The following is a 23,104-nucleotide window of genomic DNA, read 5'->3' on the forward strand; positions in this document are numbered from 1 at the left end:
GGGAGCCGATCATGACTCAGAAATTAGGTATCTCTGGAAAAACAGCGCAGGCATTCCAGAATTCCGCAATCACGCCCCTGCTCGCGCTGGTCGGTCTGTTATTGGGTTTTTTCGCAATCATGATCACGCCCAAAGAAGAAGAGCCGCAGATCGACGTCACCTTCGCCAACATCTTTATCGGTTATCCCGGTGCCAGCGCCAGTGATGTCGAGCAACTGGTGGCTATTCCCGCAGAGCAGGTACTCTCTGAAATTAAGGGTGTTGATGACATTTTTTCTATCAGCCAGCCGGGGCAAGCAGTACTCACTGTTGCTTTCGAAGTGGGTATTCCTCGTGAAGAAGCCATTCTCAATCTCTACAATCAGGTTCACAGCAACAAAGACTGGTTTCCTCCCAACCTCGGTGTTACAGAGCCGGTGATAAAACCAATGGGCATCGACGATGTCCCCATCATGAGTATTACCCTGCGTGGTAAAGATGCCTCTGTCAGTGCCAATGACCTGACAGCTATCGCCCATACGTTGGAAAGTGACCTGAAACAAATTCCGGGAACCCGCGATATTTACAGCATCGGCACCCACGCTGATGTGCTACAGGTCAAACTTGACCCGGCTCGTATGAACGGCCACGGGCTGGCATTCAGCGATGTTCGCAACGCACTACTAAGTGCCAACGTCGGCGGCTATCGACAATCTCTGATCCAGAATAATGAAGTTATTCAGATTCAGGCCGGCAGCTTTCTGCGGAACAGCTCAGAGGTTGGCCAGTTGATCGTTGGCCGTAATCAGGGTGGGCTTGTGTATCTGGCCGATGTCGCGGATATCAAGCTCGCCAACGATACGCCGGATCAATTCGTCAGCTACCGGGCGCTTGGCATGGAAAGCAGCGTCCCAGCCGTTACACTCGCCGTCGCAAAACAACCAGGTACTAATGCGATCGATATTACGCAAGGCATTGAACAGCGCCTGCAGACGCTACAGAACCGGATAATTCCTGACACTGTTATCGCTGATGTCACCCGCGACTACGGCATCACGGCAAAAGATAAATCCGACAAGCTGATTGCCAAGCTCCTGTTTGCCACCGCCGCTGTAGTGGTACTGGTATTAGCCACTATGAGCTGGCGCGAAGCAATTATTGTCGGTGGAGCGATCTTTATTACCTTGGCGATTACCCTCTTTGCCAGCTGGGTATGGGGGTTCACACTCAATCGTGTTTCACTGTTTGCCCTGATTTTTTCAATAGGCATTCTGGTCGATGACGCCATCGTCGTTGTAGAAAATATCCACCGCCACATGCACAAAGGTGGAAAGAAACTTCTGGAAGTGATCCCTGCGGCTGTCGAAGAGGTGGGTGGTCCGACGATATTGGCTACCTTTACGGTGATTGCCGCATTGATGCCTATGGCATTCGTATCTGGGCTTATGGGACCTTACATGAGCCCCATTCCCATCAACGCCTCTACAGGCATGCTTATCTCACTGATCGTAGCATTTGTTGTTACGCCGTGGCTCTCATACAAGCTGTTAAAGAAAGTGGCAGAAAAGCATGAAAACGCACAGCCTGAGCATGATGACGACGAAGCCTCTGGCGCACTGTATACCCTGTTCAATAAATCGATGCGGCCGTTTATCGAAGGAAAAAACGCAGGTAAAAAACGTGGCTTGCTGTTTGCTGGCATCACCCTGCTGATCATGCTTGCCGTTTCACTCCCGCTAATGACGGCGGTCGTCATGAAAATGCTGCCTTTCGACAACAAGTCAGAGTTTCAGGTCGTAGTTGATATGCCCGAAGGCACCCCAGTCGAAGAGACGCTGGCCGTACTGGAAGCACTGTCTGAAGAGCTGATGAAGGTCCCTGAAATTCGTGACGTACAGATGTATGCAGGCACTGCAGCGCCTATCAACTTCAATGGTCTGGTAAGGCAGTACTATCTTCGTAGCCAGCCTGATCAGGGCGACATTCAGGTTAACCTGGTGGGTAAACACCAACGAGATCGGCAATCGCACGACATAGCACGCTCTGTGCGCGAGCCTTTGCAGGCAATTGGTGCGCAACTCAATGCCAACGTCAAAGTGGTTGAAGTACCGCCCGGTCCGCCAGTGATGGCACCGATCGTCGCCGAGATCTATGGTCCGGATTACGGTATGCAAATCGCAGCAGCGAAGCAATTAAGAGCGGAGTTCGAGCAAACGCCGGACATCGTTGATACTGACGATATGGTTGAAGACGATCAATCGAAATGGCTGATACGTATCGACCGCCAAAGAGCCTCCCATGTTGGTGTTGCACAAGCCAGCATAGTGCAGGCGATCAACACAGCACTGGGTGGCGAAGATGTCAGCTACCTGCACACCGGCCAGCAGAAATATCCGCTGCCTATCCGCCTGGAGCTGCCTGAAGGTGATAAAGCAGGCCTGAATAATTTACTGACGCTTAAAGTAAAAGCGGCGGACGGTGGTTACGTCGCGCTCGCAGACCTGGTTAGTGTTGAAGAAAGCACCGTCGAAAAAACAATCTACCGTAAAAACCTGAAACCCGTTGTTTTCGTTACAGCCGATATGGCAGGCGAATTAGACAGCCCGCTCTACGGACTTTTCAGTATTGCCATGAACATGGACGACAAAGGCCTGAGCTGGCCGCAGTGGTTTATTCAACAACCGCCCATGGCCGACAGCATCGAAATGAAATGGGATGGCGAGTGGCAGATTACCTATGAAACATTCCGCGATATGGGCATCGCCTATGGCGTCGGTATGATTCTGATTTACCTGCTTGTTGTAGCTCAGTTCAGATCGTACCTGGTCCCGCTGATTATCATGGCCCCCATCCCCTTAACCGTCATAGGTGTGATGCCGGGCCACGCGATCTTTGGTGCTCAATTCACTGCCACCTCAATGATTGGCATGATCGCTCTGGCCGGTATTATCGTACGCAATTCGATTTTGCTGGTCGATTTCATCAACCAGAAAGTGGGTGAAGGAATGCGATTCGAAGACGCTGTCGTCCACTCTGCGGCAGTACGGTCAAAGCCCATTGCTCTGACCGGGATAGCCGCCATGATCGGCGCGTTCTTTATCCTCGATGACCCGATCTTTAACGGTCTCGCGATTTCTCTGATTTTTGGTATTCTGGTGTCGACTATCCTGACGCTGGTTGTGATCCCGTTGCTCTATTACAGCGCGATGCGAGGAAAACTGACCAGCCAGCTCAGCGACGAATAATTGATTCGCTGGGCTACGACAGGAAGCAAGCCCAAGTATTACAGGGAAGTACCCGCGTGAGCCAGGAATCCGAGAAGATCACAACATCCGCCCGACGCTCTATCGTCAGCCGGATGTTTCTGTATATATGCCTGACATTGATTCTGGTTGGTGGCGTCGCAGGTGGCCTGCTCTATAGCATTCAGTTTGAACGTGAAGTTGAACGTGAGCATCAGGAGATGATGCGCATCACGAACACCTTCAAGCCGGCGATTGCTCATGCTCTCTGGCAGTATGATAAGCAACAGCTCCGTCTACTTGTGGCTGGCCTGCAAGGCGACCCTGGCGTCTCGTATGTGCGCGCTGTCGACACAGATAACTTCAGTGCTGAAGCCGGTACCCGCCCCTATTATGCCCATGTCACCCGTATTCCCGTGCATTACGACGACCTTCTGGTGGGCGATCTGAGCGTCGCTTATTTCAACGGCAGCCCATGGATGAAAGCCTTTGAAAATGCATCACCCTACATTGGCAGCATTTTCCTGCTTATGCTGGTACTGGCTGGCGCGCTGGTATTTGTTCTTCATCAGATCGTTACGCGGCGAATTACCCGACTGGCAAGAGCCGTTAACAGCCGGATTGAACATGGCATCCTGACCCCTGTCGATATCAGCCCAAGTCGAGCAATGGACGATGTTGATCAACTGATGGTGGCCTTTCGTGAACTCAACGAACAATTAATCAAAGAACTTGAGCGGAACAAGCTGGCACAGCATCAATTAAGTCAGGTCAACGCCGAACTCGAAGACAGAGTCGAAGAACGCACACAGCATCTGTCAGAAACCATTGCACAACTTAACCAGACCGTTGACGAACTGAACACCACTCAGTCACAACTGATCGAGGCAGAAAAACAATCTGCTCTGGGCGGTATGATTGCCGGTATAGGTCATGAGATCGAAACGCCACTGGGCTTGTGCCTGACGATAGAGTCGTGTCTTCGTAACGACGTACAAGCAGTCATCGCTGAGCATCCAGAACTGGTAAAAACGGAAGAATGGTCGCGAGTTTCTGAAAGCCTTGAGCTGCTGCGAGAGAATCTGCGCCGCGCCACCAGCCTGATGAAGAGTTTTAAGTCAGTGTCAGCGGGACATATTAATGACGATAACGACTGGATTTATATTCATAACACCATTTCTGACCTGCTGCGCAGCCTGTCACCAATGCTCCGCAATCATCCTTATGAGGTCAAAGTAGACTGCCCTGAAGACATATGCATGCAGGCATCCCCGACAGCCATCACACAGGTATTGACTAACCTGATTACAAACTCTCTGAAACATGGCTTTGCCGGCCGCGCAGAAGGCCTGATAGTGATTAGCGTAAAAGAAGCTTCACACAACGTAATTATGGAGTATCAGGATGACGGCATAGGACTTAGCCGCGAAGCCGCGAAAAAGATATTCGAGCCGATGTTTACCACCTGCCGCAGCGATGGCGGTACCGGCCTCGGAATGCATCTGGTTTACAACATAATCAAGCAGCGAATGAAGGGCGACATCAGTATTGAGCCGTCAAACACCGGCGTCCACTTCCGTATGGTGATGCCGGTCAGTAAAGCCCAGCGACGCGATAAAGGTCGCCAGGCAATTTACTGATTTTATCCGCAGTTACGCTTTTGCAGTCGCATCCTGAACGTCGATTGCAGAGCCCCCGTTACTACCCACGGCAGCACTAACCACGGCATCACCACCCACGGAATCATTGCCCTCGACATCACTGAAACCCAGCTTATCCAGCACATTGCTCAACATGATGTAGAGCGCTGGCAGGACTAGCAAGCAGACAAACGTGGTGAACAGAATACCGAACCCAAGCGATACCGCCATAGGTGCAATAAACTGCGCCTGACGCGAAGTCTCGAACACCATAGGCGCGAGTCCACCGAACGTAGTTAACGTCGTCAATAAAATCGGCCGGAAACGACGAATGCCCGCAGAAATAATCGCATCGTGTGCGCTCATTTTCTTTTCCCGGCGTTGGCGATTCGCAAAGTCGACAAGAATAAGGCTGTCATTCACTACAACGCCCGCCAGCGCAACGATCCCCATGATACTCATGACGCTGAGGCCATACCCCATCATCAAATGTCCATATAAGGCACCAGCAGCACCGAAAGGAATGACCGCCATCACCAGCAGTGGCTGTGAGTAACTTCTGAACGGTATCGCCAGCAAAACATAAATGAGCAGCATCGAAAAGAAACCGTACAGTTTCAAGGACGACATGCTTTCCTGAGTTTCGGCCTGGCGCCCCTGGAAGCCAAAATCAATACCGGGGTAACGCGAACGCATGTCCGGAAAAATGCTCTCCTGCAACAAGCTCATCACCGCAGGCACTTGCTCTCTCGGCTCGACGTTAGCCGTCACATTCACAATCTGGCGACCATTACGTCGTGATATAGATGACGGTGATACGCCCTTCTCAAGGATCGCGACTTCCGTAAGAGGCACATAGCTGCCAGATGGTGTCAGAATACGCAAACGTTCGATATCCGCAGCTCGGCTACGCTCATCTTCAGGCAAGCGAACAAGCACAGTGACTTCGCTGTTTCCGCGCTGCTGGCGCAACGCACGAGAGCCATAAATCGCCGCGCGGATCTGCGCAGCCACATCGTCGGCCTCAAGCCCCAGACTACGCCCCTGATCCGTCAGTTCTACGTCCCATTCGGGCTTACCGCTGTTAAACCCATTGGCAATATCTTTTACCCCGGTAATGCCCGCGAGGGCGTTCGCCATGTCTTCACTGGCTCGCTCCAGCACATCTGTGTGGCTGCCACGCAATTCAACCGTCAAACCCGCACCACCCGACGGACCGCCGCCACGCTCAGAATCAAACGTTAAACTACGAATACCAGCAATTTCACCAATTTCTTCGCGCCATAAGTTCACCAGTTCCGCTGCGGGAATCGGGCGCGCATCTGAATCAACTAACTGCCCTTCAACTTCGACACTGGTGCCGTTTACATCACCTTCGATACTTAATAAAAATTCAGTACCGTCAGCTTCGTACGGAGCCACAACCGTTCGCAGATCTCGTTCCAGCTTTTCCCGCACGTCGGTTGCCTGCTGCAAAGGTGCATTCGAAGGCAATTCGACCGTGGCAACAACAAACTCACCCTCCAGACGCGGGAACATACTGAAGCCCATACGACCACTGGAAGCCCACGCCATAGCAATCATCAGAAAGAAAAATGCGATAGCAAAGGTCAGGCCGGGCGCACGGACTGCTCGGCGTAATATCGGCTGATAAATTTCATTAATAAAATAGCCCAGTTTGCCATCGACCTTACGTTGAACCTTCTCCAGAAAATTCAGCGGCGCGTCTTCCGGTTTCTTTTTCAGGTTAGCTAAGTGCGTAGGCAGAATAAACAGAGCTTCAATCCAGGAAATCAGGAAACAGCTAATAACAACCACAGGAATCGCGAGGAACAGTTTTCCCATCATTCCCGGAAGCGCAAGAATCGGTAAAAATGCAGCAACGTTGGTCAGAATGGCAAACGCCAGAGGCACGGCGACTTCTCTGGCTCCCTGAACAGCAGCGTCAGGAAAGGCCATCCCCTGCTGCATATGCTCAAAGATATTTTCACCGGCAATAATCGCGTCATCCACAACAATCCCGAGCGCAATAATAAATGCAAACATTGAGATCATGTTGATCGACACATCCGCTGCGGGGATTAATAACAATGCGCCCAGAAAGGCCGTTGGAATACCCATGGTCACCCAGAATGCCAAGCGATATTCCAGGAACAGGCTAAGCAGCACAAGCACCAACACGAGACCGATGGCGGCGTTTTTCATCAACAGGCCGACACGCTGATTATAGGTCTCACCATCGTCATCAGTGACGATCAGCTCAACCCCTGGCGGCAACCGAGTTTTAATTTCTTCCATCTGCCGGTACGCAGCTTCGGTGACGGTGAAAGGCGTTTGATTTTCACTGCGATAAATATCCAGCGCAATCGAAGGGTTACCATTATAAGTGACTTCACGATTGGTATCGCCAAAGCCATCAGAAATGGTGGCAATATCACCCAGCTGTAACAGAACACCAGAGTCGTCGCTGATGACGGGTAATTTACTGAATTCGTCCGCCCAATAAATACGATTATCCAAGGTCAATAGAATATCGCCACCACTGGTACGCACCGTACCAGCACTCTTTTCAATTGCGTTTGCCGCGATGGTATTAGCAACCTGCTGAAGAGTCAGGCCGTAAGACTCAAGTGTCGCCTGCGAGATCTCAACGTGCAGTTCTTCATCCGGCGTACCTTTAACTTCAACGTTGGTAATTTCTGGCGCGGCCAGTAAATCGTTGCGAATCTGCTCAGCCAGTTTCTTAAGTTCAAACTTGCTCAATGGACCGAACAGTTTGATGTCCATAACGTCAATAGAGTGGCCGGACAAACTGACCACAGGACGCTCGATACCTGCCGGAAAACTGCTGATATTACTGACTGCCTGCTGAATATCCTGATACGCTTTCTGGCGGTCACCACTATTCTCTATCTCGACCGAAACGCGTGCAGAGCCTTGAGCAGCGGTTGACGTTATTTCTTTCAGACCATCGAGACCCGTCAGTTCATTTTCAATCGGTAAAACGACGCCTTGTTCCATTTCGGAGGGCGTCGCCCCCGGATAGGCTACATTGACTGAAACGTAATCGGCTTCAGTACTCGGGATAAATTCTTTACGAATCGCCAGCGACATAAGAATGCCGCCAATGATCAAAAATACCATCAACAGGTTGGGCGCAACACCGTGTCGTGCCATCCAGGAGACTGGGCCAGCCTTCTCAATCATGGCCGCTCTCCTGCACTGTTATCAGAACCCGGGTCAGTCTTTTTCCCTGTGGTGTTATCAGAAACACGAACCGGCATGCCTTCAACGGCGGCATCAACCTGGCTGGTTAACAATCTGTCTCCCAGCTCAAAACCCCGAGAAAACCAGACAAAATCGCGACCCGAGTAAAGAAGTTCAGGCTGTCGTTTATGCAACTTCAGATCATTAATGACCCAAACACTGCCGTCATCATTAACGCGATCACGACGTACTTGATAAGCATCATTGAATTCCCGACCTGCGAGCGTCAGAGCAACAAAATCATTCACCAGAACGATAGGGCCATACTCTGGGTCCAGAGGGCTCTTGAGTGATAAAATAACGCGCGCCTGACGGTCACCACTATCGACACCCGGTAGCACGTTCAGAATAGAAGCCGTCCGGGTTTTCTTACCCCAGGCGGAGTGAGATACGATCACCTCGTGATCACGATCCAGAAGCGGCAAGAAAGATCGCGGGAGTTTCGCTTCGACCCAGAACTCAGAAGTTGCAACGGCCGAAAAGAGTTCGCTACCGGCACTGGCATAGCTGCCCGGGCTGACCGCGCGCGAACTTAAGCGACCGTCAAATGGCATACGGATTTCGGTACGAGCCAGATTAATTTTCGCCTGTTTTACAGCAGCTTCAGCACTGGCCATATCGGCCTCAGCAACCTGAAGCTGAGGCTCACGCAGAACCAGCGCACGGTCGGACGTCGACAGTTCGGTGCCTGAAAGTGCGTACTCTTCCTGAGCAAGGCTGACCTGCCCTTCTTCAATTGCCAGTGCCGCTTTCGCCTGAGCCAGTGTTGCCTGAGCCTGTTCCAGTGCTAATTCATAATCACCCTTCTCAAGCTGCGCCAGTAACGCGCCTTTTTTTAACAGCGCACCGGGCACCGCCTGAGCTGAGACCTGTTCCACTCTTCCGCTTACCTGAGCAACCAGAGTCACACTGTCGGACGCTGTTACCGCACCGCCAGTTTGCCACGACGCACGGGAAGCCACTTTCTCAAGCGGCTCTGCATCTACAAGCCGCGCTATTTTTTCCCGCTCTTTTTTACCCGGCTTAGGCGCCGTATCCTGAATGAGTTTCCACGCGCCGAAACTCGCAAGAATAATAAGAATACTGACACCGGCTAATGCCAGGTTTTTCTTACGGTCGGTCATGCGTCGGTTTCTCCGAATCTACCGTGACTAACGGCTTTGTATAATTGAATTCTTGATTGGGTGAGGTTCCAGCGGGCAGTCAATTGCTGGGATTCGAGGCTCAGGAGTTCCTGCTGGGCGTTAAGCAGATCGAGAAAATCAATCTGACCACGCGCGTAATAGTAATCCTGCAGCTCAAGGGTTTTGCGTGCCAGCTCAAGTTGATCCGTCAGGCTTTGCAACGTTTTCTGGTAACGTTGCTCTTCCACCAGCGCCTGCTGAACTTCCTGAGCGGCTTCAAGAACGGTCTGGCTGTAATCTGCCAAAGCCTCCTGCTCTGCTGCTTTCTGGCGCTCGACTTCTGCTCGACGGCCTGCACCATCAATGATCGGCAACACCAGAGAGCCAGCAAGGTTGGCTACCCAGTTATCAAACAGTTGACTGAATTCTGTGTCGCTGTCGCGATAACTTGCTGAAAGAGAAAAACGAGGATAACGGTTCGCGGCTGCAACCGCTACACCGGCACTGGCCGCCTGAAGCCTGGCGTACGCTTCCTGAACATCCGGGCGTGCTTTCAGTGCTTCCAGAGGAACGTTATTCAGTGCCATATCAGGCTGAGGAACTGGCGTCAGGTCAGAGACCATTTCAGCCGTCAAAGGCGCTTGCCCACGCCCTAACCAGAGAGCAAGCTGCTGCAGATAAATATCACGCTGTGCTTCAGCTTCGATGATATCAACGCTCAGTGACTCAACCAGTTGCTGTTGCTGCCAGACATCCGTCAGTGCGGCCTGGCCGCGGCGTTTTCGACCCTCAACCACCTTGAGTGCAGTTGCGAGTCGCTGCTTCTGGTCTTCAAGAAGGCGAAGCTTTCCAGCCTGAACACGCAACCCCAGCCAATAGGTCGACACTTCGCCCGCCACGGTATTAGCCAGCGTACGGTACGCCGCTTCGCTGGCATCGGCACTGAAGCGGGACTGAGCGGCGCCCGCACGAATGCCGCCCCATAAGTCAATTTCATAACTGGCGGTCAAACCTGCTGACCAGGTATCGGTGGTTGAGTCTTCACTGGTCCATTGCCGGCTTTTTCCAAGCTCTGCATTAACTTCGGGATAGTAATCACTGCGCGAGCCCCGTAACTGTGCCAGGCTCTGGCGCAAACGCGCCTCTGCAGCCTGTAGGCTGTAATTGCCTTGCAGAGCATCATTGACGTACTCATTCAGTTCACTGTCGTTAAACGTCGTCCACCAATCGACCGCAGGTAAGACCTGTTGTTGATCAGTGAAGGTATCGGGAAGAACGATGGGGTCAGGTTCTGATACAGCAACGCTGCTGCACCCCTGCACTGCCATGACGGCAGATGAAAGCAGAAGTAGCCGGAATGCCAGTCTTGTCGACCGGCCAGAGGAGTAGGAAGGGGGGCCGCTCACGGAAGAAGCTCCATAATAATCTGAGCCCAATGATAGAGCCTCAACAGAGCGACTGATATTGCATTTTACCCTTCTTTACCGCCTCTGGCGGCCCTCGACAGGCCGCCAGCGCGATATGGCATCAGAAGAAGAAGTTAAGTGCTACTTCAAAGGTGTCATCACGGCGGAAGATGCTTGCCAGAGATTCTTCTTCTGCCGTTACCAGAGTAATGGTCGCATCGATCGTCATCGATGGGTTTAACCGGGTATTCGCCTCCAGCAGAAACAAACGGGTGCCCATATAATCGAGATCCTGTGTAATCCCCGCAAGAATTTCGCTCGACGCCATGTCATTGAAAACATAGCGCGTGCCTAAAAACAGATCATTCTGGGCGTCAGAGTAATCTGCACCTCGGCTGTCGTACTGGTACTCAGCAAGTAACCCAAGATCCGCGGCATCGCCAAACGGGCCAACCAGGGTGTATTCAAATCCACCAACAGCTGCGGTCTGGTCTTTAACGTCAATGCCACCGGGCAAGGCATCAATCTGATAGTCGCGATAGAGCAATTCTGCCTTAAGCAACCAGCCCTCCGGTGCAAACTGAATCGTAGAGCCAACCTGATTCTGCATAGCGTAATACGGCACCAGCTCAGTCAGTGTGGGTACGCTGTTGACGACCTCCACCTGAGGCACCAGCAAAGGATCTCTCGATGTACCGCGGAAGACAGACACCGTCAGATCCAGTGGATACCCGTTCAGTTCAGAAACGTAAGACCAGCGCGCCGCCAGATCGACATGCTGCTGCTCTTCGTCAGCCTGATACTCTGCATCATCACTGACCAGAAGCTCTGTGCGATAACGCCCTGCTTCACCCGGAAAAGTGCGCTCGCGGAAGCCCGGAAGCACGAACGCCTCCCAGGTTCCCATATCAGACAACCAGATACCCTGAATCATCGGCTGACCCAGTTTCTGATCGCCATCAATGGCTTCGACGTAGTCTGTCTGGTTAATAACATCCACAAGATGCAGAGACTCAGTCACGCCCCAGAACACTTTACCGATACCAGCGCGCAGCTCCCACGGGCCATCCCATGTCATAAACATGGCTTCCCGAATGTCACCATGCGTGCGCTCGTCATCCGCGAAATCCTTGCGGAAAAAAGGCACAAAAGTGAATCGGCCATTGCCCGACTCTGCATCCCAAACAACTTCTGGTTGCAATGTTATCGACCATTGATCGTCTACCTGCCCACTGTAGGCGCCCGACTCAAGAAAGCGACGCCCTTCGATCCCCGCTTCAAGAGACCAATCGAGGGCACTTGTCACGGGCGCAGCGCTCGCGCCTGCTAACAATACAGACGCGGTAAAAAGTAACTTTTTCATAGCCCTGCCTTATCGAGCACGCTTCAGTGATGCCTGGCTGAAATCCGACTCGCTCAGCCCGGTATCAAACTCCATGCTGTGCGTGATAATGGTCGTGCTCTTACCGTTTTGATGATTCTGCATATCAAGTTGGTGGGCACGCCAGAACGTATCTTTGTAGAGTTTCCACTCCGACAATTCCAGTGTTTTCAGCAGCGTGTTTTTACGGTCATAGAACTCTGTTTTGATCGCACGATAGTGTTCAGTATCAATCCAGTTAATCTGTCGGGTGTAGCCAGAGAACTTATCGACAGGATCACTCTCCACGACGAAACATGTCATGTTTTCACCACATGGCTCATCCCGCAGGTAAGTAAATTCATACTTTTCAGGCTCGAACGACCCCATGTCTTCATACGCAAACTCACTGCCCATAAACGGGCCAGATTTATTGCGCGAAGAAATACGCTTAACACGCTTCAGTGCAGGTAAATACAGCCACTGATCATCAGGTTTCGTGTTATGCGAGAAGCTCAGAAAAGCGGTACCACTCACATCCTTAGGTTCATCAAAGATGGTCAGACCTTTATCGCCATCATCCTGAATTTCGAAACTTTTCAGGCGCATTTTTCGTTCTGATGTTTCGCCCTGTGAGTTACGTAAAATCATGGTCATTTCAGCCTGAGAATCGCCCCAGCCTGTATCACGTGCTTTACGTTCATTGGCAATTTCAAGACCGCGCCCACCGTCATCTGCCATAGCAAAGGGTGCAACTAAGGCCAGTCCCGTCACGAGTGTAGTTATCAGTTTCATGCGTGTTCTCCTTTTAGGGATGTCTGCTCTTCAGTGTTTGCTTCAGGCTTATCTTTATCCAGCCACAACAGCATGGGTGGCAGGATGAGAAAATCAATGATCAGTGCGATCAGAATAATCAGGGACGTTGCAATACCCATGTCTGAGTTCAGGCGGAAAGCCGAGAACGCGAGCATAGAGAAGCCCAGTACCAATACCAGTGTTGTAATTAACAGAGCACGACCCACATTGATAAACGAGTAACGTACTGCTGCTTCAGTGGTCATGCCTTCCATTCGTGCACGCTTGTATTTACTCAGAAAGTGCACCGTGTCATCCACAATAATACCCAGTGTCATTGAGCTGACGATAGAAAGGCCAAGATTGATTTCACCGGATATAAACGTCCAGAACCCAAAGCCAACAAGCGCAGGGGTAATATTCGGGAACAAGCTGATCACACCCAGTCTGAGCGAGCGTAATGCAAAAATCAGAATGCCCGAAATAATCACCAGTGCCATCATCATACTGAGGATCATGCTCTTCATATTCGTCTCACCAATGTGGGAGAACATCACTGAAGGGCTCGCCGCGGTCAGACGAATCCCCGGAGCATTCGCATCCATCCAGTCTTTGGCGCGGTTTTCGAGAGAAATAATTTCGACACTGCCCAGGTTTTTCATGATTGATGTCATACGCACAGCTGACTTATCAACATTCACCTGATTATTAAGATCAAGACCGTACGGAAGCGACATTTCGTAGAGCAACAAGTACTGAGCAGCCAACTCACGGTCACCCGGGATTTTGTACCAGTCAGGATCATCCGCATGCATGTTTTTATTCAGACGCATAAAGGTGTCAGACAAACCACTGACGTGATCAATCTCAGGCTGCTGTTCGAGCCACTCGGTAAAATCACGCATCACTGCGATAAACTCAGGGTTACTGATGCCACCCGCTTCGTCGGTATACATCGCCCAGTCAATTGACTGTGAACCAGAAAGTGTATCTGCCTGTTTATCAACCGACTGACGATACGCGGTCGACTCTGCAAAATATTCAGTAGCCACATCGTTAATTTCATTACGCATCGCCAACACACTTAACACCGCAACAACAGCAACACCGCCCCAGAGCAACGGCGTCTGGTGACGTATTACAAAATCACCGAAGTGCGCCATCGCTGGTGCTTTATCATCAACACGGCCACCAGCGCCGACGGGCAATACTGACAACAGAGCCGGAAACAAAGTGACTGACATGACGTACGCCAACATCACGCCCATTGCACACAGGAAACCAAAATCAGCAAATACCGGAGACTCCGACATCATCAGCGTCAGGAAGCCCACAGCAGTTGTGGCACTGGTAATGAATATCGGCATCCAGTTAAGCTCAAGGCTGTAACGCACCGCGTCTTTTCTGCTCTTTCCCTGCTTCATACCGTACTGCATGGTCGCCACTACATGAACGCAGTCCGCCACTGCGATGGTCAGAACCACAATCGGTACGTTAATCGTACCCGTCGACAGGAAAAAGCCCATCCAACCTGCAAGGCCCATGGTCGCCACAATGGTCAGTACCAGAACAACGACAGTTGCGAGCATCGCCAGCACACTGCGCAACAACACGGCCAGCAGAACAATAATCAACAACAGCATCGCAGGCACCAGAGTCGACATATCTTTCTGGCCTTCGGTCGCGAAGCTGTAGTTCATCGGAATAATTCCGGTGTGATAGAAGGCAACATCCGGATAGCGCTCTGCAAATTGCGCACTCAGGTCACGGACGAAATCCATCACGCTGGCCACATTTGCCGTGTTATCTGTGACGTCAGGCAGTTGTAGCGTAATATTGATCAGACTGACGTCGGTATCAGGAGAAATAATGCGACCATTCAGAGATGGCTCCGCCAGCGCCGTTTCGCGAATTCGGCTGAGGTCGTCTTCCGTTAATTCTTCAGGATAAAGCACCATATCCTCGACGATCATATCGTCGTATTCGGCCCAGGTATTCTGGTAGTTGGTCAGCGAATCTACACGGCTGGAAAACGGTGTCTGCCAGGCTTCTTCGGTATATTCCTGAATAAGCGTCAAAACAGTCTCGTCAATGACGTTACCCGATTCAGGAACAACCAATACGGCGATACTGTCGCTTTTATTGAAGACCTTCTGCATTTCTTCGAAGTCATTTAATGGGCCATACCCTTCTTCAAAGAAGACTTTATAGTCCCCGCGGAAATACAAATTTCCGGCACCTGCAGCAGCGACCAGCGCAGCAATAATCATGGCGACGATCACTATCCATGCACGTTCCGTTGCCTGTTTTTCTACCCATTGACGCATAGTGCGCTCTCCTGAATTAAAGCAAAGCTCTCTGACTTTCCTCGGGGAATACCTCTTCAGCAATACGCTGCCAGGTTGCCCGATAGTCCCATTCCTTCGACAAAGGCTTCATACCAATGCCATCCATCAGTACATTCGCTCCGATTAAAGCGATGTTCTTTTCTTCAAGCAGGTCACTGATCGTGTGCTCGAATCCTGTGTCCTCTAACATGTTGATCCCGTAAGAGGTCGACCATGTCAGAAAGGTAATTACGGTTGCGTCCAGATCTTCTGTGATATCGAGATCACCCGCCTGAACGGCGGCATCAATGACCTCAAAAGCGATAGCAAAAAGGGCTTCATCATTACGACGGATTGTTGCGGAACGCTGCGGGGAGGTTTTCTCGACAAAAGCGGCTGTACGAGCTGTCACCAGAGCACTCGACATGACCGGATGAAGCTTCATGTGCAGGCGATAGGCATAATGAATCGCTAACGCTTTCTCGCGTGGCTTTCCATCGAATGCCTGCGCACGTAAGAACATATCCTTCAGCTCTTCCATCCCACGACAACAGAGCGCTGCAAGGCAATCCTCCTTGCTGGTGAAGTGGTTGTAGACGGTGCCCTTAGACACGTCACTGGCGCGGACCAGGCGGTCCATATTGAAATGCGCATAACCAACGTCATCGATGATGAACTGAACATTATCGAGCAGTGTGTTCTCACGCTTTTGCCACTTTTCTTCCTGACGCGGAGAGCGTTCGGTCTTTGCCAGATCAGAAGCTTGAGCAGAGTCTGTCGGAGACATGTCCTCCATCAGCATCACGCTGGCATCCGAACAGCCAGCGAGCCTGTTCTGCTGAAATGGGCAGTGCGACTGCAAACCGGAGAGCAGATATTTAAGACTGTGTAGTACTGTATGCAATATAACCATTTTTGACGATCCGTCATTTTTGACGAATCGTCATATTACACATTAAAGAGAAGGAATCAAATGCTTAAAGCGAGTCAGTTATGACGACAGACCCAACAGTTTGTTGCGATTATGCCCCTGCGACTTCGGCTCGTTTCAGGCGACTGCCGATGACAACTTCGATGAAGAACTCACCCGCTTTTGTATCAAAAGGAATAACGACCACCGGCCCTTCAACATGATGAATAACGGGGGCATCTCCCGTTAACATGCGTGGCGTAGCCATCTCGAAACTGTAGCCCCCCTCCCAGAGTAGCTTTCGGGCCCCACCAGAGAGCATATTGGTAAGTTCGCCAGTCAGATCCTTGCAGGTATCATCAAACTCCGCGACTTCCTCACCGAGCATACTGCTGCTTATCTTGAGAATGGTGTCTTCGTTAAAACTGATGGCAAGAGAACCATTCACCGCATCTCCCTCCATAGGGATCAACCCGGTGACTACTCCCAGGGGATCTTCGCCTTCTTTAAGATATGGCTTGCCATGCTCACACGTCATGGATGCCATGGTTGCGAGTATGTTGCTAATCGTCTCGATGAAGGGATTGATGAACTGAACATTCATAAAATCGGCCACCTCCGCCATCTCAGTGTAGTCGAGATGGCAGGCCTTGCCGGAAAGATTTACTTATTACAGAGGTGCCAGTATGCGGGATACCGGCACTCAAAACATGAAGCCCTCAGAGGCCCTTAACAGCGTAAATGCCCGGTGCATTACGCCAGTATCCGCGGTAGTCCATACCGTAACCAAAGACATAACGGTCTTCGACTTCCAGACCAACAAAATCTACCGTCATACCCGGTGCTTTGCGGTCATGCTGCTTATCAACCAGGACCGCCGTCAGGACCTCAGCGGCGCCCTGCGCTTTGCAGGCTTCAACAACGGCTTCAAGGGTGTAGCCCTCATCAAAAATGTCATCGATGATCAGTACCGTGCGACCATCCATAGGTACAGAGGGTGGCGCCTGCCATTGCAGATCAGCCTGAGCACTGGTCTCACCCCGATACCGCGTGGCGTGCATATATCCCTGCTCCAGTGGAAAATTAAGGCGAGTCAGGAGCTGCCCCGCAACCACGAGCCCGCCATTCATAATGCTGTATACCACAGGCATTTTATCTGCCAGCCGCGCTGTGATGTCTGCCGCCAGTGCATCAAGGGCGGCTTCGACCTCGTCTTTGCTCTTCAGAAGATCAGCGTCATCCATCACGGTGTTGAGTTGCTCGCGCGAGAGGCTCTCGGTCATAAGTTCTAAGTCCACATACATTTGTAAAGAGACTGTTATGGTATGGGCCAGATGGCCTTGCGGCAAGCGAACAAACGCCTTAGTTATGCCCTGTGTGATATGATTCACGCCTCTGAATCACAGTAACTAACATCAAAAACGCAGGAACCACCATGACACCGACGCTGCAACTTGCCGTTGATCTGATCGCCCGCCCATCCGTAACTCCTGAAGATGAGGGATGTCAGGCATTGATGATGGAGCGCCTCGCCGCCATCGGATTCAACAACGAGCCGTTACGCTTCGGAGACACCGACAACTTCTGGTCGCGTAAAGGCGACAGTCAACCAGTGGTGTGCTTTGCGGGTCATACCGATGTTGTTCCTACAGGCCCGGAAGCCAACTGGGATAACCCGCCATTCGAGCCAAAAATCATCGACGGGATGTTGCATGGCCGAGGCGCCGCCGACATGAAAGGCTCGCTTGCTGCGTTTCTGGTCGCAACAGAGCGCTTCGTTGAGAAATACCCGAATCACAAAGGTTCGATCGCCTACCTGATTACCTCAGACGAGGAAGGCCCTGCGCACAACGGCACCGTCAAAGTCATCGAAACCCTCGAAGCCCGTAACGAGAAGATCGATATGTGCGTTGTTGGTGAGCCATCTTCCACTACGCTCGTAGGCGATGTCATCAAGAACGGCCGTCGTGGCTCACTGGGCTGTGTCCTCACAGTAAAAGGCAAGCAGGGCCACGTTGCCTACCCCCACCTGGCGAAGAACCCGGTGCATATGGCAGCGCCTGCGTTAGCCGAGCTGGCGGCAGAAAAATGGGACGACGGAAATGACTTCTTCCCGGCGACGAGCTTCCAGATTTCAAACATCAACTCAGGAACTGGCGCAACAAACGTCATCCCGGGAACCTGCGAAGTTGTATTCAACTTCCGCTTTTCAACGGAACTCACCGCAGAAATTCTGCAGGAACGTACCGAAGCCATCCTCAACAAGCACGGCCTCGACTACGACATCGACTGGAAACTCAGCGGCCAACCCTTCCTGACTGATAAAGGTGCGTTAGTGGAAGCCGCGGTTGCCGCGATTAAGAACGTCACCGGTCGCGACACCGAGTTATCAACCTCAGGCGGTACGTCTGATGGCCGTTTTATCGCGCCTACGGGGGCTCAGGTCGTTGAGCTAGGCCCAATCAATGCGACGATTCATCAGGTTAATGAGCATGTCAGCGCCGATGACCTGAATGCCCTGACCGATATCTACGAAGCCATGTTGGTTGAATTACTCGCCTGATGAACAAATCTGCCTCCGGGCTCATCTGCCCGAAATGCGAACAGCCACTGACTGCCAACGGCAAGCAGTGGCAATGCCCTGATCGCCATAGTTACGACACGGCCAAACAGGGGTATATCAACCTGCTGCTGGTGAACCATAAGAAATCGAAAAATCCGGGCGACGACGTCGACATGGTCCGTGCACGCACGGCGTTTCTCGATTCTGCGATTTACGAGCCGATTTCAGACGCTCTGAATGCGCTGGTGAACACCGGCCCAGTACTCGATATTGGTTGCGGTGAGGGCTATTACACCCAACGCCTCAAGCAACAGAAGCCGCAACTTGAAATTACCGGTCTGGATATCTCTCGCGTGGCTATCAAAGGCGCTTGCCGACGCACCAAAGACATACGCTGGTTAGTCGCCAGTGGTGCCCGCCCACCCGTAAATGCTCGCAGTATTCAGACCATCATCAGTTTGTTTACCCCGCTTATGCCTCAAGGCCTGGATCATGCGCTTGCGGATGACGGTGAGATCATTACCGTTAACACCGGGCCGCAGCATTTGATGCAACTGCGCGAAGTCATCTACGATGACGTCAAAGCCGAGAGCTTTACGCCAGTTTCGAAGATGGCAGAGGCCGGTTTCATCGCAGTAGACGAGCAAAAGCTGACCTACAAAGTAACCGTACCCGGTGGTGAGCCTTTGATCGCTTTGTTCAATATGACACCGCACCGCTGGAAGGTGAGCCCGGAACGGGCAGAAAAACTCCAGACAATCGATTCACTGACACTCGAAATCGACGTAGTATTACACCGGTTTCGCAGGCAGAAAGGTTCGCAATGACCCGAGCAGACTTCTACATACTAGGTGGCCAGGCAGACCATGATCAGTGGTTCTTCGCCTGTCGGTTAGTTGAGCAGATCCAGCAGAAAGGTCATAAAATTCTGCTTCAGGTAGATAATGAGCAGAAAGCCAGAGAGCTCGATGATATGCTCTGGCAATTCCGCGCAGACGCCTTTGTACCGCACGCGCTACTGACAGCCAAAGACGCACCTGTAGACTGTCCGGTAAGCATTGGCTGGGCTCAGGAACCCGGACATCACCACGATGTCATTATTAACCTGAGCGCCGAATTACCGGCTTTTTTCAGCCGTTTTGAAAGACTGGTAGAAATTGTCGTTCAGAAAGACGATATTCTGGCCCAGACGCGCCAGCACTTCCGGTTTCTGAAAGATCGGGGATACCCGGTGACGCACAACGATATGAGAATGAGCTGATGAAAAACAAAGAAGAGCCTAAAGACCTTCTTGCCGAACTTGAGATGTTACAGCGGGTGCTGGATAACCCGACCTCATCCGGCTCCTCTGCGGATGACATTCCGGTTCTGGATGACCTGTTCGACGGAAACATCCCCACCGTCAACGAACCTGCTGACCTCGATCTCAGTAACATCCCGACGGTAACAGACATTCCAACAGTGAATGACGTCGCTTCTCAACCGGCCTCACTGCGTGCGGTACCTAAGCCTCAGGAGCCTGTTGAGCTTGTGCACGAAGCTATTCAGACAACTCCGAAGCAGACACCTCCGGGTGGCCTCAGCCCGCTGAATCAGATTCTGGACAAGATCAATCGCGGCCAGGAAACTCAAACGCCTGCTATGGCTCCGATACCGGGTGCTAGTGAGACGGCACTGTCATCCAAGCGCGCAGAGCTGGACGCCAACATGGCCGAAACCACCGCATCGCTGACCTCCCTACTCCAGCGGGAGCGTATGGTCGATGAACTGGTTGAAGAACTCATGCCCATGATCAAAAGCCGCCTTCGCGCCCGCGTACGCGACATGCTCAACGGCAAAGAAGAGTCCTGATCCTCTGTAAACCGGCTCAAGAAGGCTGAGCAAATCAGTCTTCTTTCCTCCCTGCCCACGGGCTCGCTAATCCGGTATACTCCTGCTCGTTTTTTCACGTCCAAAACGAGTAGCAGCCAGCAATGGATAAGACATACAAGCCCAGCGCAATCGAACAAACCTGGTACAAAGAGTGGGAAGAGAAAGGCTACTTCAAGCCTTACCAAGACGGACTGACCGGCGAAGGTTACTCCATCATGATCCCACCGCCGAACGTCACCGGCTCGCTGCACATGGGTCATGCCTTCCAGCACACCATTCAGGATGCTCTCACTCGCTACAAGCGTATGCAGGGGCAGAAAGCCCTATGGCAGGTCGGTACTGACCACGCAGGTATCGCGACTCAGATGGTCGTAGAGCGCAAACTCGCCGCCGAAAACCAGCCAGACCGCCACGAGCTTGGCCGTGAAAAGTTCCTCGAAAAAGTCTGGGAATGGAAAGAACACTCCGGTGGCACCATCACCCAACAGATGCGTCGCTTAGGTAACTCCGTCGATTGGGACACCGAACGTTTCACCATGGACGATGGCTTTTATAAAGCCGTTCAGGAAGTCTTCATTCGTCTGTACAAAGACGGCCTGATTTACCGTGGCAAGCGCCTGGTGAACTGGGACCCGAAACTGCACACCGCCATTTCCGACCTGGAAGTCGAGAACAAGGAAGAAAAGGGCTTTTTCTGGCACCTGCGCTACCCGCTCGCGGACGGCGCCAAGACTCAGGACGGCAAGGACTACCTGGTGGTCGCCACCACCCGTCCGGAAACTCTGCTGGGCGACACCGCGGTGGCGATCCACCCGGACGATGAACGCTACCAGCACCTGATCGGCCAGTCCGTGATTCTGCCGCTGGTCAATCGCCGCATCCCGGTGGTGGCCGATACCCACGCCGACCCGGAAAAAGGCTCCGGCTGCGTCAAGATCACGCCGGCCCATGACTTCAACGACTATGCCGTGGGCAAACGCAACAACCTGCCCATGATCAACGTGATGACTCAGGATGCCACCATCCGTGCCGTCGCCGAGGTCTTCAACGCCGACGGCAGCGTCAACACCGAGATCGACGGCGCCCTGCCGACCGCCTATGCCGGCCTGAGCCGGGAGGACGCCCGGCAGCGGATCGTCGCCGACCTGGACGCGGCCGGCCTGCTGGAACGGGTCGAGGACCACGTGCTGAGCGTGCCCCGGGGCGACCGCTCCGGCCTGATCATCGAGCCCATGCTGACCGATCAGTGGTTCGTGGACGCCAAAACCCTGGCCAAGCCGGCCATTGAGGCGGTCGAGGACGGGCGCATCCGGTTCGTGCCCAAACAGTACGAGAACATGTACTTTGCCTGGATGCGCGACATCCAGGACTGGTGCATTTCCCGCCAGCTGTGGTGGGGGCACCGGATTCCAGTGTGGAGTGCATCGGAAGAGGCCACGTTTGACGCGAAGATATTCGACGGTCGCGTCGCGGAGCAGGTCGTTTCCGGTAAACGATATGTGTGTGTTCGCCAAGCCGACGATAGCGACCTCATCAGTTCGTTGGAAGCGGCAGGGTTTGAGCGAGACGAGGACGTACTCGATACTTGGTTCAGTTCTGCACTTTGGCCGATGAGTACGATGGGCTGGCCGGAACCGGAAGCGTTTCCTGACGACATTCCGGAAGGCGGTGCTCTCCTCGACCGTTGGAACCCGAGCAATACGCTTGGGACCGCTCGTGAAATCATCACGCTGTGGGTTTCGCGGATGGTCATGTTCAACCTTTACTTTCGCAACTGTCTGTCATTCAACGATGTATTCATTCACGCCATGATCCAAGATGGCGAAGGGCAGAAGATGTCGAAGAGCTTGGGGAACGGTGTCGATCCACTTGACATCGTTCACACGCATGGCGCTGACGCCATGCGGTTTACCCTCGCTTCAATGGCGACGGACATGCAGGATGTCCGTATGCCGGTTGATTTGGTCTGCCCGTTCACTGGCGAAATGTTTGCGCCGACGATGACGACGAATCAGGCGGGATACCGCGTCGCGGCGCCGGTTCAAGTGTGTCCGTCCGATTCCAACAAGAAGATCATCACTTCTTACGGGGTCGCCTCCAATGAAGCGACTCCTTCGGATTCTATGCCGTTGGCACGAAACACCAGTTCCCGCTTCGACTACGGCCGCAATTTCGCCAACAAGCTTTGGAACGCTGTGCGTTTCGCTCTCGGTGTGCTCGAGTCTGCGGGAGAGATGGGGGCGAAGGACGTCGACCCGTCCGCGTTGACACAAACAGATCAGTGGATTTTGTCGCGACTGCGTAGCACGATCGAGGAGGCCGACCGAGCACTGGAGCGATTTGAGTTCAGCGTATATGCGCAGTCTCTCTACAGTTTCACGTGGCATGACCTATGCGATTGGTACATCGAAGCGGTCAAACCAACTGTTCGCGAAGACGCGGCCCAGCGCCAAGTGCTTGCTTCGTGTATCGACGCGACGCTTCGGCTACTGCATCCGGCGATGCCATTTGTCACGGAGCGCCTCTGGGAGAGGCTCAACCAGATCGCTCCGGAGCGGGGTGTTGTAGGCCTTGAAATTCCCTGTGATGCCTTGTTGGTGAATTCCGCTTGGCCCAAAG

16 protein-coding genes are annotated in these 23,104 nt (G+C 52.5%); 7 read left to right on the forward strand and 9 right to left on the reverse strand.

Features of this window, described 5'->3' with window-relative positions; genetic code table 11:
* Positions 1-11 precede the first annotated feature (11 nt).
* Together B2R29_RS10665 and B2R29_RS10670 are read left to right on the forward strand one after the other, a co-directional pair.
* Positions 12-3,224, forward strand: a complete 3,213-nt coding sequence (locus B2R29_RS10665; RefSeq protein WP_301181057.1) for an efflux RND transporter permease subunit — start codon at positions 12-14, stop codon at positions 3,222-3,224.
* 56 nt (positions 3,225-3,280) lie between these two features.
* Positions 3,281-4,861: a sensor histidine kinase gene (locus B2R29_RS10670; RefSeq protein WP_301181058.1), complete on the forward strand. Its 1,581-nt coding sequence runs from the start codon at positions 3,281-3,283 to the stop codon at positions 4,859-4,861.
* Between the two features lie 12 nt (positions 4,862-4,873).
* Here the strand turns inward: B2R29_RS10670 and B2R29_RS10675 are convergent, their stop codons facing one another.
* The 9 genes from B2R29_RS10675 to B2R29_RS10715 all read right to left on the reverse strand — a co-directional run bounded on the left by B2R29_RS10675 (position 4,874) and on the right by B2R29_RS10715 (position 17,333).
* Positions 4,874-8,068, reverse strand: coding sequence for an efflux RND transporter permease subunit (locus tag B2R29_RS10675; protein WP_301181059.1), 3,195 nt, complete (start codon positions 8,066-8,068; stop codon positions 4,874-4,876).
* Positions 8,065-9,252: an efflux RND transporter periplasmic adaptor subunit gene (locus B2R29_RS10680; protein ID WP_301181060.1), complete on the reverse strand. Its 1,188-nt coding sequence runs from the start codon at positions 9,250-9,252 to the stop codon at positions 8,065-8,067. The genes B2R29_RS10675 and B2R29_RS10680 overlap by 4 nt, the downstream gene beginning before the upstream one ends.
* Positions 9,249-10,658, reverse strand: a complete 1,410-nt coding sequence (locus tag B2R29_RS10685; protein WP_301181061.1) for a TolC family protein — start codon at positions 10,656-10,658, stop codon at positions 9,249-9,251. The genes B2R29_RS10680 and B2R29_RS10685 overlap by 4 nt, the downstream gene beginning before the upstream one ends.
* A gap of 121 nt (positions 10,659-10,779) precedes the next feature.
* Positions 10,780-12,021, reverse strand: a complete 1,242-nt coding sequence (locus tag B2R29_RS10690; RefSeq protein WP_301181062.1) for a hypothetical protein — start codon at positions 12,019-12,021, stop codon at positions 10,780-10,782.
* A gap of 9 nt (positions 12,022-12,030) precedes the next feature.
* The gene (locus B2R29_RS10695) at positions 12,031-12,813 is read right to left on the reverse strand and encodes an outer membrane lipoprotein-sorting protein (protein ID WP_301181063.1); all 783 of its coding nucleotides are present in this window, start codon (positions 12,811-12,813) and stop codon (positions 12,031-12,033) included.
* Positions 12,810-15,140: an efflux RND transporter permease subunit gene (locus tag B2R29_RS10700; RefSeq protein WP_301181064.1), complete on the reverse strand. Its 2,331-nt coding sequence runs from the start codon at positions 15,138-15,140 to the stop codon at positions 12,810-12,812. The genes B2R29_RS10695 and B2R29_RS10700 overlap by 4 nt, the downstream gene beginning before the upstream one ends.
* Positions 15,141-15,156: 16 nt before the next feature.
* Positions 15,157-15,942: a TetR/AcrR family transcriptional regulator gene (locus B2R29_RS10705; RefSeq protein ID WP_301181076.1), complete on the reverse strand. Its 786-nt coding sequence runs from the start codon at positions 15,940-15,942 to the stop codon at positions 15,157-15,159.
* A gap of 220 nt (positions 15,943-16,162) precedes the next feature.
* The gene (locus tag B2R29_RS10710; RefSeq protein WP_301181065.1) at positions 16,163-16,654 is read right to left on the reverse strand and encodes a chemotaxis protein CheX; all 492 of its coding nucleotides are present in this window, start codon (positions 16,652-16,654) and stop codon (positions 16,163-16,165) included.
* A gap of 115 nt (positions 16,655-16,769) precedes the next feature.
* On the reverse strand, positions 16,770-17,333 hold the full coding sequence (locus B2R29_RS10715) for a hypoxanthine-guanine phosphoribosyltransferase (RefSeq protein ID WP_301181066.1): 564 nt from the start codon (positions 17,331-17,333) through the stop codon (positions 16,770-16,772).
* A gap of 152 nt (positions 17,334-17,485) precedes the next feature.
* Between B2R29_RS10715 and dapE the strand changes: the two genes are divergently transcribed.
* The 5 genes from dapE to B2R29_RS10740 all read left to right on the forward strand — a co-directional run.
* Positions 17,486-18,613 (forward strand): succinyl-diaminopimelate desuccinylase, encoded by a 1,128-nt coding sequence (gene dapE, locus B2R29_RS10720; RefSeq protein WP_301181067.1) that lies wholly within the window; start codon positions 17,486-17,488, stop codon positions 18,611-18,613.
* Positions 18,613-19,440: a putative RNA methyltransferase gene (locus B2R29_RS10725; RefSeq protein ID WP_301181068.1), complete on the forward strand. Its 828-nt coding sequence runs from the start codon at positions 18,613-18,615 to the stop codon at positions 19,438-19,440. The genes dapE and B2R29_RS10725 overlap by 1 nt, the downstream gene beginning before the upstream one ends.
* The gene (locus B2R29_RS10730) at positions 19,437-19,874 is read left to right on the forward strand and encodes a DNA polymerase III subunit chi (protein ID WP_301181069.1); all 438 of its coding nucleotides are present in this window, start codon (positions 19,437-19,439) and stop codon (positions 19,872-19,874) included. Before B2R29_RS10725 ends, B2R29_RS10730 begins: the two co-directional genes overlap by 4 nt.
* Positions 19,874-20,464 (forward strand): hypothetical protein, encoded by a 591-nt coding sequence (locus B2R29_RS10735; protein WP_301181070.1) that lies wholly within the window; start codon positions 19,874-19,876, stop codon positions 20,462-20,464. The genes B2R29_RS10730 and B2R29_RS10735 overlap by 1 nt, the downstream gene beginning before the upstream one ends.
* 122 nt (positions 20,465-20,586) lie before the next feature.
* Positions 20,587-23,104: valine--tRNA ligase (locus B2R29_RS10740; protein ID WP_301181071.1), on the forward strand; the 2,518-nt coding region annotated here is incomplete at its 3' end.

This window comes from Thalassolituus sp. UBA3500 (assembly GCF_002377545.1).
Lineage (GTDB): Bacteria > Pseudomonadota > Gammaproteobacteria > Pseudomonadales > Oceanobacteraceae > Thalassolituus.

Excerpts from the sequence above, each read along its gene's own strand:
- dapE (WP_301181067.1), top strand. The coding sequence starts at position 17,486 with ATGACACCGACGCTGCAACTTGCCGTTGATCTGATCGCCCGCCCATCC.
- B2R29_RS10730 (WP_301181069.1), top strand. The coding sequence starts at position 19,437 with ATGACCCGAGCAGACTTCTACATACTAGGTGGCCAGGCAGACCATGAT.
- B2R29_RS10665 (WP_301181057.1), top strand. The coding sequence starts at position 12 with ATGACTCAGAAATTAGGTATCTCTGGAAAAACAGCGCAGGCATTCCAG.
- B2R29_RS10725 (WP_301181068.1), top strand. The coding sequence starts at position 18,613 with ATGAACAAATCTGCCTCCGGGCTCATCTGCCCGAAATGCGAACAGCCA.
- B2R29_RS10690 (WP_301181062.1), bottom strand. The coding sequence starts at position 12,021 with ATGAAAAAGTTACTTTTTACCGCGTCTGTATTGTTAGCAGGCGCGAGC.
- B2R29_RS10705 (WP_301181076.1), bottom strand. The coding sequence starts at position 15,942 with ATGCTGATGGAGGACATGTCTCCGACAGACTCTGCTCAAGCTTCTGAT.
- B2R29_RS10710 (WP_301181065.1), bottom strand. The coding sequence starts at position 16,654 with ATGAATGTTCAGTTCATCAATCCCTTCATCGAGACGATTAGCAACATA.
- B2R29_RS10715 (WP_301181066.1), bottom strand. The coding sequence starts at position 17,333 with ATGACCGAGAGCCTCTCGCGCGAGCAACTCAACACCGTGATGGATGAC.
- B2R29_RS10675 (WP_301181059.1), bottom strand. The coding sequence starts at position 8,068 with ATGATTGAGAAGGCTGGCCCAGTCTCCTGGATGGCACGACACGGTGTT.
- B2R29_RS10700 (WP_301181064.1), bottom strand. The coding sequence starts at position 15,140 with ATGCGTCAATGGGTAGAAAAACAGGCAACGGAACGTGCATGGATAGTG.
- B2R29_RS10735 (WP_301181070.1), top strand. The coding sequence starts at position 19,874 with ATGAAAAACAAAGAAGAGCCTAAAGACCTTCTTGCCGAACTTGAGATG.
- B2R29_RS10680 (WP_301181060.1), bottom strand. The coding sequence starts at position 9,252 with ATGACCGACCGTAAGAAAAACCTGGCATTAGCCGGTGTCAGTATTCTT.
- B2R29_RS10695 (WP_301181063.1), bottom strand. The coding sequence starts at position 12,813 with ATGAAACTGATAACTACACTCGTGACGGGACTGGCCTTAGTTGCACCC.